The organism is Pseudomonas sp. ADAK2 (genome assembly GCF_012935755.1).
In the GTDB taxonomy this organism is placed as follows: domain Bacteria; phylum Pseudomonadota; class Gammaproteobacteria; order Pseudomonadales; family Pseudomonadaceae; genus Aquipseudomonas.
On the sequence record NZ_CP052862.1, the window covers coordinates 2,647,197 to 2,662,680 of the forward strand.

At 61.4% G+C, this 15,484-nt stretch carries 15 protein-coding genes; 6 read left to right on the forward strand and 9 right to left on the reverse strand.

What is annotated here, in order from left to right; all coding sequences use genetic code 11:
* Positions 1–90: 90 nt before the first annotated feature.
* The 8 genes from HKK52_RS12390 to HKK52_RS12425 form a co-directional block, all read right to left on the reverse strand.
* A complete protein-coding gene (locus tag HKK52_RS12390; protein WP_169371052.1) occupies positions 91–1,668 on the reverse strand; it encodes a flagellar hook-associated protein 3 in 1,578 nt (525 codons plus the stop codon).
* A gap of 13 nt (positions 1,669–1,681) precedes the next feature.
* Positions 1,682–3,724 (reverse strand): flagellar hook-associated protein FlgK, encoded by a 2,043-nt coding sequence (gene flgK, locus HKK52_RS12395; protein ID WP_169371053.1) that lies wholly within the window; start codon positions 3,722–3,724, stop codon positions 1,682–1,684.
* 23 nt (positions 3,725–3,747) lie between these two features.
* On the reverse strand, positions 3,748–5,046 hold the full coding sequence (gene flgJ / locus HKK52_RS12400; RefSeq protein ID WP_169371054.1) for a flagellar assembly peptidoglycan hydrolase FlgJ: 1,299 nt from the start codon (positions 5,044–5,046) through the stop codon (positions 3,748–3,750).
* Between the two features lie 11 nt (positions 5,047–5,057).
* Complete coding sequence (locus HKK52_RS12405; protein ID WP_169374234.1) at positions 5,058–6,146, reverse strand: flagellar basal body P-ring protein FlgI; 1,089 nt, start codon at positions 6,144–6,146, stop codon at positions 5,058–5,060.
* A 27-nt stretch (positions 6,147–6,173) separates the two neighbouring features.
* On the reverse strand, positions 6,174–6,869 hold the full coding sequence (flgH, locus tag HKK52_RS12410) for a flagellar basal body L-ring protein FlgH (RefSeq protein WP_169371055.1): 696 nt from the start codon (positions 6,867–6,869) through the stop codon (positions 6,174–6,176).
* A gap of 51 nt (positions 6,870–6,920) precedes the next feature.
* On the reverse strand, positions 6,921–7,706 hold the full coding sequence (gene flgG, locus HKK52_RS12415; RefSeq protein ID WP_169371056.1) for a flagellar basal-body rod protein FlgG: 786 nt from the start codon (positions 7,704–7,706) through the stop codon (positions 6,921–6,923).
* Between the two features lie 45 nt (positions 7,707–7,751).
* A complete protein-coding gene (locus HKK52_RS12420; RefSeq protein ID WP_169371057.1) occupies positions 7,752–8,492 on the reverse strand; it encodes a flagellar basal body rod protein FlgF in 741 nt (246 codons plus the stop codon).
* 300 nt (positions 8,493–8,792) lie between these two features.
* The gene (locus HKK52_RS12425; protein ID WP_169371058.1) at positions 8,793–10,355 is read right to left on the reverse strand and encodes a sigma-54-dependent transcriptional regulator; all 1,563 of its coding nucleotides are present in this window, start codon (positions 10,353–10,355) and stop codon (positions 8,793–8,795) included.
* Between the two features lie 280 nt (positions 10,356–10,635).
* Here HKK52_RS12425 and phhA point away from each other — a divergent pair, with 280 nt between their 5' ends.
* From phhA to HKK52_RS12450, 6 genes are all read left to right on the forward strand, one after another.
* Positions 10,636–11,427 carry a phenylalanine 4-monooxygenase gene (phhA, locus tag HKK52_RS12430; protein ID WP_169371059.1) on the forward strand — a complete coding sequence of 264 codons (792 nt, stop codon included), beginning with the start codon at positions 10,636–10,638 and terminating at the stop codon, positions 11,425–11,427.
* A gap of 70 nt (positions 11,428–11,497) precedes the next feature.
* Positions 11,498–11,854: a 4a-hydroxytetrahydrobiopterin dehydratase gene (locus HKK52_RS12435; protein ID WP_123509107.1), complete on the forward strand. Its 357-nt coding sequence runs from the start codon at positions 11,498–11,500 to the stop codon at positions 11,852–11,854.
* The gene (locus tag HKK52_RS12440) at positions 11,854–13,047 is read left to right on the forward strand and encodes an amino acid aminotransferase (protein WP_429513994.1); all 1,194 of its coding nucleotides are present in this window, start codon (positions 11,854–11,856) and stop codon (positions 13,045–13,047) included. The genes HKK52_RS12435 and HKK52_RS12440 overlap by 1 nt, the downstream gene beginning before the upstream one ends.
* Positions 13,048–13,256: 209 nt before the next feature.
* A complete protein-coding gene (locus HKK52_RS32785; protein WP_256672193.1) occupies positions 13,257–13,388 on the forward strand; it encodes a hypothetical protein in 132 nt (43 codons plus the stop codon).
* Between the two features lie 77 nt (positions 13,389–13,465).
* On the forward strand, positions 13,466–13,648 hold the full coding sequence (locus HKK52_RS12445) for a hypothetical protein (RefSeq protein ID WP_054049614.1): 183 nt from the start codon (positions 13,466–13,468) through the stop codon (positions 13,646–13,648).
* A 102-nt stretch (positions 13,649–13,750) separates the two neighbouring features.
* On the forward strand, positions 13,751–14,950 hold the full coding sequence (locus HKK52_RS12450; protein ID WP_169371060.1) for an MFS transporter: 1,200 nt from the start codon (positions 13,751–13,753) through the stop codon (positions 14,948–14,950).
* Here HKK52_RS12450 and arfB read toward each other — a convergent pair.
* Positions 14,947–15,360, reverse strand: a complete 414-nt coding sequence (gene arfB, locus HKK52_RS12455) for an alternative ribosome rescue aminoacyl-tRNA hydrolase ArfB (RefSeq protein WP_007920134.1) — start codon at positions 15,358–15,360, stop codon at positions 14,947–14,949. The genes HKK52_RS12450 and arfB overlap by 4 nt on opposite strands.
* Between the last annotated feature and the right edge of the window lie 124 nt (positions 15,361–15,484).

Below are 15,484 nucleotides of genomic sequence, written 5' to 3' on the forward strand. Positions count from 1 at the left end.
TCGCCCAGAAAAGCGAGCCCTTTGAACCGCGGAAAAAGACAGTAGAGATGGGGCGGTCAGGTCACCGGGCGCTAGCGCGCCCGGCTACCGTCAGATCTTGTTGAACAGGCCCAGCGACGTGATCTTGCTGAACGCCAGTTGCGCGGCTTGCAGCATGGTCTGTTGCAGGGTCAGGCGCGTCATCACTTCGGCCGGATCGGAGTCGCGAATCGATCCCTGGGTGGCGGTATTCGCCAGGGTCAGACTCTGATTGGTCGTGGATTGGTCATCCAGCGACTGACCGCGGGCACCGATCGAAGTGACGGCCCTGCCCAACTGGTCGCTGGCGCTGCCCAGATTCGCGATGCCCGATTCCATGGCCGCCTGGAATTGCTGCTTGGCGACGGTGTTACCGTCGATCGGCAGGCTCATGGCGGCGGACATTTTGCTCAGGGTGTCGAGCACATTCTGGGTCTGGTGATTGTTGGACTGCACGGCGAACTGGTCGCCGGCGGCCGGTGCGCCGCCGCCCAGGGCAAACGTCACGCCTGCGGCGGTGGCCGTGGCAGGAGGCCCGGCAACCACGGCGCCCGACGACACGGGGCGGCTGTCGGCAGTCACTGGCGCCGCGTACATATCGAAGGCGGTGGCGCTGGTGAACTTGATAATCGCCCCGCCCGTCGGGAAGGTGCTGTTGTAGGCGGTCGGGTCCGTCACGGTGGAGCCGGTAATGACGGCGGTGGACGGGTTACCGGCGCTGCGTGTGGCGTTGAACGTGTCCGGCTTGGCTGACAGCTGGAAGCTGTGACCGGCAATAACCGTATCCGCCACATCACCCGCCTTGAGGTTGATGTTCAGGTTCAGGTCGACACCCCGGAAACTAACCGACTGGTTGGCGCCGTTGCTGTTGCTGATCACACCGTTCTGGCTGGCCTCGGTCGTGACATCGTTACCCAGCGCATCCGTGATTTTCAGCTGGGTGCTGCTGAGGAAGCTGACGGTGTACGGCTGGCCGTTGGCAAACTTGGCGTCGTAGGTGGCGCTGGTACCGACCTGGCCATTGGACAGGATCACGCGACCATCATCTACCGCCGGTGCGGTCATGGTGGTCTGGGTGCGGCTGGTATTGATGGACTGCTGGAACGCGTCCCAGCCCGTGGTGTTGGTCGCCACCGACAAGCCATCGCCAATGCCCAGGTTGATGCTGCTCTGGTCACCGTTGTAGGTGTAGGTGCCGTCGGAATTCTGCGAGTACGGCGCGGTGTCGGTTTTCGAACCGGCGAACAGGTAATTGCCGCCCGAATCCTTGGAGTTCATCAGGCCCAGCACTTGCTGCTTGATCTCGTTCAACTCCGCGGCATAGGCCTTACGGTCGTCGTCGGTGGCAATGCCATTGTTGGCACTGAGGGCAATTTCCTTGGCGCGCTGCAACGCGGTACCAATGGAGTCCAGGGTGGTTTCCTGCAGGCTCAGCGCGCTCTTGGTCGTGCTGATATTGCCGCTGTACTGGCTCAGCATCGCGCTCTGCTGGCCCAATTCCAGCAAACGCCCGGCCCCCAGCGGATCATCGGCGGCGGTGTTGATGCGCGTCAGGCTGCTGGCTTCGTCGCTGGTCGCGATCGCCTTGTTGAAGTTGCGCTGATAGTTGGCAGCGGTTGTCTCGTAATACTGGGCGGTAGCAATGCGCATGAATTACGACTCCTTAAAGGCTATTGATCAGCACGCTGAAAGTTTCCTGCGCAGCCTTGATGATCTGCGAAGAGGCGGTGTAGTACTGCTGGTATTTGACCAGGTTGCCGGTTTCTTCATCCAGGTTGACCCCGGAAAGCGAATCACGGGCGCTCTTGGCCTGGGTCAGGATCGCCGTGGTCGCGGCGCTGTCGGACTTGCCCTGGGCCGCCTGGGTACCGACGTTGGTCACCAGTTTGTTGTAGGCGTCGGTCAGGCTGATGCCCTTGCTCGCCGAACCGGTGTCCACGGTTTGCTTGGTTTGCAGCGCGACCAGCGACTGCGCGTTACGGTTGTCCGAGGAGGACGCGCCGGTCAGGGACATGCTGAAGCTTTCGCCGGTCTTCGGCGTGCCGCCGACGGTGGTCTGCACGGTGAAGGTTTTCTGGATCGGCGGGGTGCCACCGTCCGTGATCGGGTTGCCGCTGGCATCGACCATGCCCACTTTCAGGTTCAGGGTGTTGCTCTGGCCCGGAACAATGGTGCCGCTACCCAGCGAATGGCCTTGGGCGTCGGTCAGGGTGTAGGTCTGGCTGCCGCCGCTTGCGGCACCGAAGGTCAGTTTGACCGGCGTCGAGTTTTTCAGCGCCGCCTGCAATTCCGACTGGGACGCCGGGTTGTAGATATCCAGCGTGCTGCTGAGCGTTGGCTGGGTGTACGTGCCGCCGTTGTTGGCGCTGGCTACGCCGGTCAACGGCGCGGCCGCGGCGATCTTTTTCGGGTCGCTCAATACGGTCTGGATGCTGGCTGCGGCATTGCGCGTCGGGGTGACCTTGAAGCTGTCGCCCGCGCTCAGGGCGCCGCCTTTGAGCGCCAGGCTGAAACCGTCGATCACCGGTGGCGGTGTGGTCGTGGTGCTGAAGGTGCCCATGTCAGTGCCATCGGAACGCTTGACGCTGTAGTCGGTGGCGCTGGTGAACGTCACCTGATAGTCACTGGTGGTCAGCTTGCCGGTGTCCTTGATGGTGACATCCAGGTTGCCGGAACCGGCGCTGTTGCTCGACTGGGCAATGCTGCGCTGGCTGATCAGGGCGGCACTGTTGATGTTGTTGAAAATGGCCGCGCCGAATTCACCGTTCTTGTCGATGCCTTGCGCCTGCTGACTGTTGATCTGGTCAGCGACCACCAGGGCCACACGCCCCAACTCGTTGAGTGACGGGTCGAGCACTTCCTTGCGATACGTGAGCAGCCCACCGATTTCGCCACCGCTGATCACCGACGTGATGTCGATGGTGCTGGAGCCGCGGTTCATCTGCAGGCCCAGGCGCGTCGGGTCGTCCTTGCTCGCGACGGTCTCCAGGGTATTGGTGGTGTTGCCCATCACCAATGGCTGGCCGCTGCCGAGATAGACGTCGTAGCTGGAACCGCGCTCGACGACTTGCGCACCGACCATTTCGGACAGTTGGCGCACCGCTTCGTTACGGGTGTCGAGCAAGTCGTTCGGCTGGCCGCCGCTGGAGGAGAGTTCGCCGATCTTCTGGTTCAGGTTGGCAATCGAGGTGGCCAGCGTGTTCACCCGCGCCGCCATGTCCCCCAGGCTGCCATTGATCGTGCTGTTCTGATCGTTCAACTGCTTGGCAAGGGTGTTGAAGCGATTGGTCAACGCCTGGGCGCCGGTCAACACCGACTGGCGAGAGGTATCGTCAGTCGCCGAGGTCGAGACACCTTGCATCGAGGTGAAAAATTTCTGCAACACGCCGGTCAGGCCGGTGTTGACGTCCGACAGCGACGCATCCAGCGGCGTGGCCTGGCCCTGGAACGAAGCGGCTTCGCTATTGAGCGAAGTGGCGGTCTGCAACTGGGAATCGAGGTAGGCGTTGTACACCCGGCGAACGTCGGCCAGGGTCGTGCCGGTGCCGATGAAGACATTCCCGTACTGCTGCGAGGCCTTGGTGCCCTGCACGGTTTGCTGACGCGAGTAACCGGCGGTGTCGACGTTGGCAATGTTGTTGCCCGTCACAGCCAAAGAGGATTGGCTAGCCGCCAGTCCCGACATCCCGATATTGAGCAAACTCATGGTTCAGACCTTATGCCTTGTGCCTATAAAGGCGTGGTGGAAGCGCCCGCCGCAGCGTAGTTTTGGTAACTCGTCATCTGCTTGGCTATCTGCGAAATCTTGCTTGCGTAGTTCGGGTCGGTTGCATAACCGGCCTTTTGCAACTCGCGCACAAACTGTTCTGGGTTATCGGCCGACTTCACCACATCTTGATAGCGATTATTGGATTGCAGCAACGTCACAAGGTCATGGAAGCTGTCCTTGTAAGAGGCATAGGAACGGAACTGCGCCGTCTCCTTGACCATCGCGCCATCCCTGAACTCGCTGGTGATTGCCCGAGCCGAATCGCCCGTCCAACTGCTGCCGGCCTTGATGCCGAACAGGTTGTGACTGCTGCTGCCATCCTGGGCGCGCATGACCGATTTGCCCCAACCGGTTTCCAGGGCGGCCTGGGCCACCAGGTAACGCGGATCGACGCCGATGCGGTCGGCAGCTTCCTTGGCCATCGGCAACATGGTGTTGACGAATTCGTCGGCGGAACTGAAAGCTTTCTTCGCCGGCGCCAGGGGAATCTGCGCCATGGCACGACCGTAAATCTGCATCTGCCCGCTCGACGCCGCTGCCGTTGCGGTTGGCAGCCAATCGCCGTTGTACAGCGGACCCGCGCCGGTCGGCGTGGTGGCGCGTTCAGGCAACAGGGTCTTGTTGATCGTCGCGGCGGTCGTGGCGGCGGTCGATGTCGACGGCACCAGGCCGGCGAGCAAACGGTCGGCCAGTTTCGGCGGCAGGGCCAGGCGACGCTGGTTGAGCAGCGCCACGTCATTGCTGTGATCGCTGGTGGCCGTCGAACCTTTCAGCGAACGCGAAGCCCATAACGGACGCTCGCCATTGACCCGCGACAGCGGCCCGTGGGTGGCGATGGTGCCGGCAGCAATCGGCGTTTCGACGGCGGCTTTTTTCGCCGCTTCCTGCTTCTCGGCCGACAGCGTCGCCGCTTCGCCCGGTGCCAGTGGCTTGTTCTTCGACATCTGACGCATCAGCACGTCCGCCAGGCCGATACCGCCACCTTCGCGGGACATGGAAACGGCCAACTGCTGGTCGTACATTTCCTGGTATTGCTTGGCGGCCGGGGTGTTGAGCGGATTGTCCTGGCCCAGCGTTTCGGTGGCCGAGCGCATGGACTTGAGCATTTCACCGAGGAACAGCGACTCGAATTCCTGCGCCACTTTGCGCATGTTGCCGTCGCTGTTCTTGTCACCGACCTTGAGCTGGTTCAAGCGATTGAGGTCCGAATAGGAACCCGAATCGCTGTTGTTGATTGCCCCGCTCTTGCGCATGTCCATGGTCGCTGTCCTCAGATCACGATCAGGTCGGCTTGCAACGCGCCGGCCTGTTTCAATGCTTCGAGGATGGCCATCAAGTCACCCGGCGCCGCGCCGACCTGGTTCACCGCACGGACGATCTCGTCGAGGGTGGTGCCCGGGCCGAACTTGAACATTGGCTTGGCTTCTTGCTGGGCGTTGACCCGCGAGCGCGGCACGACGGCCGTCTGCCCATTGGACAGAGGACCGGGCTGACTGACGATCGGGTCTTCGGTGATGGTCACGGTCAGGCTGCCGTGGGTTACGGCGGCCGGGGACACTTTCACATTCTGGCCGATCACGATGGTGCCGGTGCGCGAGTTGATGATGACTTTCGCCACCGCCTGGCCCGGATCGACTTCAAGGTTTTCCAGGATCGACAGGTAGTCGACCCGCTGGCTCGGGTCCAGTGGCGCCGTGACGCGGATCGAACCGCCATCGATGGCCTGGGCCACGCCAGGGCCGAGCAGGTCGTTGATCTTGTCGACCACACGCTTGGCGGTGGTGAAGTCCGAACGGTTGAGGTTCAGGGTCAGGCTGTTGCCCTGGTTGAAACCGCTCGGCACCGAACGCTCGACCGAGGCACCGCCGGGAATACGACCGGCCGACGGCACGTTGACCGTGATCTTGGAACCGTCGCGGCCTTCGGCATCGAAACCGCCGACCACCAGGTTGCCCTGGGCGATGGCGTAGACGTTGCCGTCGATACCTTTGAGCGGCGTCAACAGCAAGGTCCCACCGCGCAGGCTCTTGGAGTTACCGATGGACGCCACCGTGATGTCAACCTGTTGACCCGGTTTGGCAAACGCCGGCAGATCCGCACTGATCGACACCGCCGCAACGTTCTTCAACTGCACGTTGCCCGAACCCGGCGGCACCTTGATGCCGAACTGCGAGAGCATGTTGTTGAAGGTCTGCAGGGTGAACGGGGTCTGGGTCGTCTGGTCACCGGTACCGTTAAGCCCGACCACCAGCCCGTAACCGATCAATTGGTTGGTCCGCACGCCGGAAATGCTGGCGATGTCCTTCAACCGCTCGGCTTGAGCGGTGAAGGCTGCGGACAGCATCAGAGCGGCCACCATCAGGTGTTTGAAGTTCAACGTAGCCACCTAGAAAGGGAACAGCGGGCTGAGGAAGAAACGGTCGAACCAGCCTGGCTGACTCGCATCGGCAAACGCACCGGTGCCCGAATAGGTGATACGTGCATCGGCGACGCGGGTCGACGACACGGTGTTATCGGTTGCAATGTCATCGGCGCGCACCAGGCCGGCAATCCGTACCAGTTCATCGCCAGAGTTGAGGGTCATCCACTTCTCGCCACGCACGGCGATGATGCCGTTGGGCAAGACGTCGGCGACGGTCACGGTGATCGAACCGGTCAGGCTGTTGCTCTGGCCGGACTTGCTCGCGCCGTTGGTGGCACGGTCGCCGCTGTAGCCGACGTCCAGGCTCAGGTCACCGCTGCCCACCGGGTTATTGGTGCTCAAGCCGCCGCCAAACAACGACGACAGGCCGATACCGGTCTTGCTGGTCTTGTCGATCTGCGAGTTGGCGCCTTTGCTGGCCTGGGTCCGCTCGTTCAGGGTGATGGTGATGATGTCGCCGACCCGGAATGCCTTGCGGTCGCTGTACAGGTTCTGTTCGAAACCGGCCTGGTAGATCGAGCCATTGTTGGCCGCAGCCGGCAGCGGCGTGCGCGGCAACACCGGGGCGTAGTAAGGGTCATTGGGCTTGGGCGGCGGGGAAACGCAGCCCGCGAGCCCGACGACCCCACTCAGTGCCAGAACAGATACAAAGCGATTCATGACCCTACCTCACGGTGTTGCAGGCGGCTTCAGGCCGCCACATAGACTTGATTACAGATTCTGCGTTACGAACGAGAGCATCTGGTCGGCGGTGGAGATCACCTTGGAGTTCATCTCGTAGGCGCGCTGAGTGGTGATCATGTTGACCATCTCTTCAACGGTGCTGACGTTGGACGTTTCCAGGGTGTTCTGCAGCGTGGTACCGAAGCCGTTCAGGCCTGGCGTACCGACTTGCGGCGCGCCGCTGGCAGCGGTTTCCAGGAACAGGTTGTTACCCACCGCTTGCAGGCCGGCCGGGTTGATGAAGTCGGCGGTTTGCAGGTTGCCGATCACTTGCGAGGCAGCGTTGCCGGCAATGGTGATGGACACGGTGCCGTCGCGACCGACCGTGAAGGTCTGGGCGTTGTTCGGAATGACAATCGCCGGCTCCAGGGCGAAGCCGCTGGCGTTCACGACCTGACCGTTGGAGTCGAGGTGGAAGGTGCCGTCACGGGTGTAGGAAGTCGTGCCATCCGGTTGCAGGATCTGGAAGAAACCGCGACCGTCGACCGCCAGGTCCAGCGGGTTTTCGGTGGTCTGCAGGCTGCCGGCGGTGAAGTTTTTCTGGGTGCCGACGATGCGCACACCGGTACCCACTTGCAGGCCCGACGGCAGTTCGCTGTCCTGGGTCGACTGGGCGCCTGGCTGGCGTTTGATCTGGTACAGCAAGTCCTGGAACTCGGCGCGGTCACGTTTGAAACCCGTGGTCGACACGTTGGCCAGGTTGTTGGAAATGGTCGTCAGGTTAGTGTCTTGGGCGGACAGACCTGTTTTGGCAACCCATAGAGCCGGAAGCATTCGATTCTCCTCGTGCGCCTGTTTTACGGCGCGACGTTCTGATAATTAGCTGATCTGCAAGACCCGAGCCATGGCCTGGTCATCGTCTTTGGCGGTGTTCATCATCTTGATGTGCAGCTCGAACTGCTTCGACAAAGCCAGCACCGAGGTCATTTCTTCCACGGCATTGACGTTGCTCGACTCAAGGAACCCGGACACCAGCTTGACGCCCGCATCGGCTTGCGCCGGCTTACCGTCCTTGGTGTGGATCGAACCATCCAGGCCTTTGGTCATGTTCTTCAGGTCAGGGTTGACCAGCTTGATGCGGTCGACTTCGGCCATCACCCGCGGGCCTTCGCCCATGGCTCGGATGCTGATGGTGCCGTCCTCGCCCACTTCGACTTGCTGCTCGGGCGGCACGGCAATCGGCCCGCCATTGCCCATCACCGGCATACCGTTGCCGGCGCGCAGCACGCCCAGGGCGTCAATGTTCAGGCTGCCGGTGCGCACGTAGCTTTCGCCGCCATCAGGCGTCTGCACGGCGATCCAGCCATTGCCGGTCACGGCGACGTCGAGGTCACGACCGGTTTCCACCATCGAACCTGGCGAGAAGTCGGTGGCCGGGCGCTCGGTCATGGCGTAGGCACGCGCCGGAAAGCTGTCACCAAACACCGGCATCGAACGGGCCTGCTCCAGGTCCTTTTGAAAACCATTGGTGGAGATGTTCGCCAGGTTGTTCGCATGAGCCTTCTGCGCCAGTGCATTCTGGCTGGCGCCGGTCATTGCCACATAAAGGTACTTGTCCACACTCTTTCCTCTGCATGCCGGACGTTTGCCGCCCACTGCTGTACTGCTGAGCCTTAAGCAATTTGCAGACCAACTTTTTTCTGACGGCGCCGGGCCCGGCAAACAAAGGACTTGAGGGGTTTGGAGGGGATGAGGGGATTGTGTCGAAGTCGAAAAACCGGCGGTGTTATGCCGCTTCGCGGCAAACCTCGGACTGATCGTTCCCACGTTCTGCGTGGGAATGCCTCAATGGACGCTCTGCGTCCGCTTTGGGGACGCTCTGCGTCCCGGGCTGCATTCCCACGCAGAGCGTGGGAACGATCATGTGCCTGACTCTTTGCCGACGTCATATTCGCGGAGCTTATTGGCAATGGTCGTGTGCGAAACCCCCAACCGCTTACCCAACTGCCGGCTGCTCGGATGCTCGGAATACAGCCGCTCCAGTACCGCTTTTTCAAAGCGCCCGACAATCGCATCCAGCCCGCCTTCCAGCGAGAAATCGCCAAGCGGCTGACGCACGCCGTAATCCGGCAGGCGAATATGCTCGACCTTGACCGTCCCGCCCTCGCACAGGGAAACCGCCTGGAACAACACGTTTTCCAACTGCCGGACATTGCCCGGCCAATGGTAATGACTGAGCCGCTCCATGGCCGCCGGTGCCAGTTTCGGCAAGGGGCAACCGATTTGCCGACTGGCCTGGTCAAGGAAGTGCTCCACCAGCGGCGTCAACCCGTCGAGGCATTCGCGCAGCGGCGGGATGTGCAACGACAGCACGTTCAAGCGGTGATACAAATCCTGGCGAAACTCGCCGCGCGCGCACAATTCGGACAGGTCCACTTGCGTGGCGCAGATCACTCGCACATCCAGATAGACTTCTTCATCACTGCCGACACGACGGAAGCAACCGTCCTGCAAAAAGCGCAGCAATTTCACCTGCAAGCGCGGGCTCATTTCGCCGACGCCATCGAGAAACAGTGTACCGCCCGCCGTCAGCTCCAGCAGCCCGAGCTTGCCTTCGGCTCGAGCGCCCTCAAAGGCGCCAGGGCCGTAGCCGAACAGCTCGGTCTCGGCCATGGACTCTGGGAGGCCGGCGCAGTTGAGCGCCATCAGCGGCGACTGGCCGCGAGGACTGGCCAGGTGACAGGCCCGCGCCAGCAACTCTTTGCCGGTGCCGGTTTCGCCTTCTATCAAGAGCGGCGCATCCAGCGGTGCCATGCGCCGCGCTTCGCGCACCACCGCTGCCATGACTTTCGAGCTCTGGAAAATGCTGTCGAAACCGCGCAACTCTTGCTTGCGCACGTTATAGATGCGCTCACCGACCCGATCCGCCCGGTGCAACGTCAACACGGCGCCGGCCATGGCTTCGCTGTCGTCATGCTCCGATTGCAGCGGGGCGATGTCGGCGAGAAACACGTCGCCCTTGACCTTCACCCGTAAACCGTTGATCCGCGATTTGTTGGCGCGCACCAGTTCCGGCAAGTCGAAATCCTCGGCGTAACGGGACAAGGGAATCCCCGGCACCTCGTCCACCCGCACCCCGAGCAACTGCGCCGCCGCACGGTTGGCCGCAACAATGGAGCCACCCATGTCGATCGACAACACCGGGAACTCCAGGGCACCGAGCAACGCGTTCAGCTCCATGTGCCGACGCTCGCTGGGCATCAGCCCTACCCGCTTGACGCCAAATACCCCGGCAATCGCCTCGAATTTCGGACGCAGTGCCTGGAACTGGATGTTGATCAGGTTCGGGCAGTGCAGGTAGATCGCGTTGCCATGCTCACCGCCGACCTCGCCGCGCGCGACGTTGATCCCGTATTCCACCAGCAGGTTAAGGATGTCGCGCAGGATGCCGATGCGGTTCTGGCAGTGGACTTTGATACGCATATAAAGAGCCTGGACAGGGTGATCGAGGCTCGCCGCCGGAAAATTTCTGCGGGAGTGCTCAGTTAGTCGTCAAGATTATGTGACAGCCGGAGCGCTTTTCAAACCCGGAAAACTCAATACCTGCGCCACAGTCGCCAATCCGTAACGAAAACTTTACGAAAAGCCGCGATTTTTCCTACGCGCGACCCAAACCCTCTGCTGCATCACCGCACGCCTTGGGGTATTCCTAGGTCCATAGCTTGGACATAACAAGAACGAATTCCCCTAGCAGGAGAGCAGCATGAAGCAGACGCAATACGTGGCCCGCGAGCCCGATGCGCAAGGTTTTATCGACTACCCCGCCGAAGAACACGCGGTGTGGAACACGCTGATCACTCGCCAACTGAAAGTGATCGAAGGGCGTGCGTGCCAGGAATACCTGGACGGTATCGAAAAACTCGGTCTGCCCCACGACCGCATTCCGCAACTCGGAGAGATCAACAAAGTCCTTGGTGAAACCACCGGCTGGCAGGTTGCCCGGGTTCCGGCGCTGATTCCCTTCCAGACGTTCTTCGAGTTGCTCGCCAACAAGCAGTTTCCGGTAGCGACGTTTATTCGTACCCGCGAAGAGCTGGATTACCTGCAAGAGCCGGACATTTTCCACGAGATCTTTGGCCACTGCCCGCTGCTGACCAACCCCTGGTTTGCTGAATTTACCCACACCTACGGCAAACTCGGCCTACAGGCTTCCAAGGAAGAACGCGTGTACCTGGCGCGCCTGTACTGGATGACCATCGAATTCGGCATGGTCGACACCCCGCAGGGCCAGCGCATCTATGGCGGCGGCATCCTGTCCTCGCCCAAAGAAACTGTTTATTGCATGTCGGACGAGCCGGAACATCAGGCCTTCGATCCGCTGGAATGCATGCGCACGCCGTATCGCATCGACATCTTGCAGCCGCTGTACTTTGTGCTGCCCAACCTCAAGCGCCTGTTCGACCTGGCCCACGAAGACATCATGGGCATGGTCAAGCAAGGCATGCAGCTGGGCTTGCACGCACCGAAATTTCCGCCCAAGCCAAAAGCCGCCTGAACATGCCGGCAGTCGCGGTCAGCGCTGAAAAATAGTAACGTCTAACAAGAATCGAATCGGGAAACAGACCATGTCCACTTTGAACCAAGCCCACTGCGAAGCCTGCCAAGCCGGCGCCCCTCAGGTCAGCGACGAAGAGTTGCCGGTACTGATCAAACAGATCCCTGACTGGAACATCGAAGTTCGCGACAGCGTGATGCAGCTGGAAAAAGTTTTCCTGTTCAAGAATTTCAAGCACGCCTTGGCCTTCACCAACGCTGTCGGTGAAATCTCCGAGGCCGAAGGTCACCACCCGGGCTTGTTGACCGAGTGGGGCAAAGTCACCGTGACCTGGTGGAGCCACTCGATCAAGGGCCTGCACCGCAACGACTTCATCATGGCCGCGCGCACTGACGACGTCGCCAAGGATGCCGAGGGCCGCAAATAATGCATTTCGACGCCATCGGCCGAGTACCCGGCGACCCGATTCTCGGCCTGATGGAGGCCTATGCGCAGGACCCCAACCCGCGCAAATTCGACTTGGGCGTGGGTGTCTACAAAGACGCCCAGGGCCTGACGTCGATTCCTCAAGCGGTGAAACTCGCCGAGGCGCGTCTGGTGGATCGCCAGACCACCAAGACCTACATCGGTGGGCATGGCGATCCAGCCTTCGGCAAAGTGATGAACGAGCTGGTGCTCGGCGCCGATTCGGCGCTGATTGCCGAGCAACGGGCCGGCGTCACCCAGACCCCGGGCGGCACCGGCGCGCTGCGCTTGAGCGCGGACTTCATCGCGCAAATGCTGCCGGGCCGTGGCGTCTGGTTGAGCAACCCGACCTGGCCGATCCACGAAACGATTTTCGCCACGGCCGGGGTCAAGGTCAGTCACTACCCGTACGTGGGCAGCGACAACCGTCTCGATGTCGAAGCGATGCTTGCGGTGCTCAACGAAGCGCCGAAGGGCGATGTAGTGCTGCTGCACGCCTGCTGCCATAACCCGACCGGTTTCGACCTGTCCCATGACGATTGGCGTCGGGTGCTGGACGTGGTCCGTCGCCGCGAGCTGTTGCCGCTGATCGACTTCGCCTACCAAGGTTTCGGCGATGGCCTGGAACAGGACGCCTGGTCCACCCGGTTGTTCGTTGATGCGTTGCCCGAAGTGCTGATCACCAGCTCCTGCTCGAAGAACTTCGGCCTGTACCGCGACCGCACTGGTGCGCTGATTGTCTGCGCGAAGACCGCGGACAAATTAATCGATATCCGCAGCCAACTGGCCAACATCGCCCGTAACCTGTGGTCGACCCCGCCGGATCACGGCGCGGCTGTGGTGGCAACCATCCTTGGCGATCCAGAGCTGAAAAGCCTCTGGGCCGACGAAGTGGAAGCCATGCGTTTGCGCATCGCGCAACTGCGCAGCGGTCTGGTGGAAGCCCTGGAACCCCATGGCTTGCGCGAACGCTTTGCGCACATTGGCGTGCAACGTGGGATGTTCTCCTACACCGGGTTGACGGCCGAGCAGGTGAAACAACTGCGCGATCATCACAGCGTGTACATGGTCAACTCCGGCCGGGCCAACGTGGCGGGAATTGATGCGACGCGTTTGGCGCTGCTGGCCGAAGCCATCGCTGAAGTCTGCAAGTAACCTCACTTCGCACTGATCGTTCCCACGCTCTGCGTGGGAACGATCATGTAGGGACTTCGATCTTTTGCGTTTCGCCTCCCCTGCGGCCATTGGTCGCAGAAATCCCAGATAAAAGTCTATTTGTCATTTCTCCTGCTGTATCCTGCCCAGGCTTTTTAAAAGCGCGGATCTACCAGATCTATCAACAGACTTTGCGAGGAGCGCGAAACATGCACGAGATCCCTAATCTCCCCTTCCCAAGCCTGCACGAAACTGAGCAGACAACCCCGCAACAAGCCAGTGCCCAACAGCCTGAGCCGAAAGAAGCCACTGACCGTCGAAAGACTGACAGCGAAGACTGATCCACCTGCAATGCCAGACCGTGTGGAAAGCGCTAACATGCGCTTTCCACACCGCCTGAACCCCCGAGTCCCGCCCCATGACTGATGATTTTAGCGAAACCCAGGCCAGCGTCCTGATCGGCACCGCCGAGAAGATGATCGAGATCTGGAATCGCCTCTCCCCCGAAAAACAAGCCGCCCTGCTGGCCCGTTTCGGCAGCGAAGAAAACGCCCTCGCCGCTCTGGTCACGACTCAATTGGTCGCGCCCGCCAAATCCTGATTCCCCCGTCCGGCAAATAGTTTTACTTTTCCACGACCGCCCGCCCCTCGCGCCGCTATCATAAGCAGCCTATCTATCCTGCTGCCCCGTGGACTTTTACCCATGTCAGAAAACCAGCGCCCCCTGGCGGTCACGCTGCAAGTCGTTTCCATCGTCCTCTTCACGTTTATCGGCTACCTCAATATCGGCATCCCCCTGGCCGTATTGCCGGGCTACGTCCACAGCGACCTGGGCTTCGGCGCGGTGATCGCCGGGCTGGTAATCAGCGTGCAATACCTCGCCACCCTGCTCAGCCGCCCGTACGCCGGGCGCATTATCGACAACAAGGGCAGCAAACTGGCGGTGATGTACGGCCTCGCCGGTTGTGGCTTGAGCGGTGTGTTCATGCTGGTTTCGGCCTGGACCCAAAGCCTGCCGATGCTGAGCCTGATCAGCCTGCTGATCGGCCGCCTGATCCTCGGCAGCGCGGAAAGCCTGGTGGGCTCCGGCTCGATCGGCTGGGGCATCGGCCGGGTCGGCGCGGCGAACACCGCCAAGGTCATCTCCTGGAACGGCATCGCCAGTTACGGCGCCATCGCCATCGGCGCTCCGTTTGGCGTGTGGCTGGTCGATAAACTGGGCTTGTGGAGCATGGGCGTGAGCATTGTGCTACTGGCCGTGCTGGGCTTGGCACTGGCCTGGCCGAAAACCGCTGCACCGATTGTCGTCGGGGAACGCCTGCCGTTCATGCACGTGCTCGGTCGCGTGTTGCCCCACGGCTGCGGCCTGGCACTGGGCTCGATCGGTTTCGGCACCATTGCCACCTTCATTACTCTGTATTACGCCACGCAGCATTGGTCGAACGCGGTGCTCTGCCTGAGCCTGTTCGGCGCCAGTTTCATCGGCGCGCGACTGCTGTTCGGCAACCTGATCAACCGCCTCGGCGGATTTCGCGTGGCGATTGCCTGCCTGTCGGTGGAAACCCTGGGCTTGCTGCTGCTGTGGATGGCACCGGACGCCAATTGGGCGCTGGCCGGTGCGGCGCTGAGCGGCTTCGGCTTCTCGCTGGTGTTCCCGGCGCTGGGCGTGGAAGCCGTCAACCTGGTGCCCGCCTCCAGCCGTGGCGCGGCGGTTGGCGCTTATTCGTTGTTCATCGATTTGTCGCTGGGGATTACCGGGCCATTGGCCGGTGCGATTGCGGCAGGATTTGGCTTTGCTTCGATCTTCCTGTTTGCCGCCCTCGCCGCGTTGAGCGGTCTGGCGTTGAGCGTTTACCTGTACCGCCAGGCGCCCAAGTATCGGGAGCAACGCGACGCGCGCTAGAAATCCACCTTGCCACGCCCGGCCTTGATACTGCCGCGCTTGGTCTTCGATTCCAGCCGACGCTTCTTCGAACCGAGGGTCGGCTTGGTCGGGCGGCGCTTCTTTTCGACTTTGGTCGCGCTGAGGATCAACTCGACCAGCCGTTCCAGCGCATCGGCGCGGTTGGCTTCCTGCGTGCGGTATTGCTGGGCCTTGATGATCAACACGCCATCGCTGGTGATGCGGCTGTCGCGCAACGCCAGCAGCCGTTCCTTGTAGAACTCGGGCAAGGACGAGGCCGGGATGTCGAAGCGCAGGTGCATGGCGCTGGAGACCTTGTTGACGTTCTGCCCCCCGGCGCCCTGGGCGCGGATGGCGGTCAATTCGATCTCGGCATCCGGCAGATGCACGTTGTTGGAAATCACCAGCATGGAAAAAAGTCCGATATCAGGACCGCCAGAATACCTTGTAGGAGCGAGGCTTGCCCGCGAAGGTGTCGGCACATCCAACATCAATTCTGAATGTGCCGACGCCTTCGCGGGCAAGCCTTGCTCC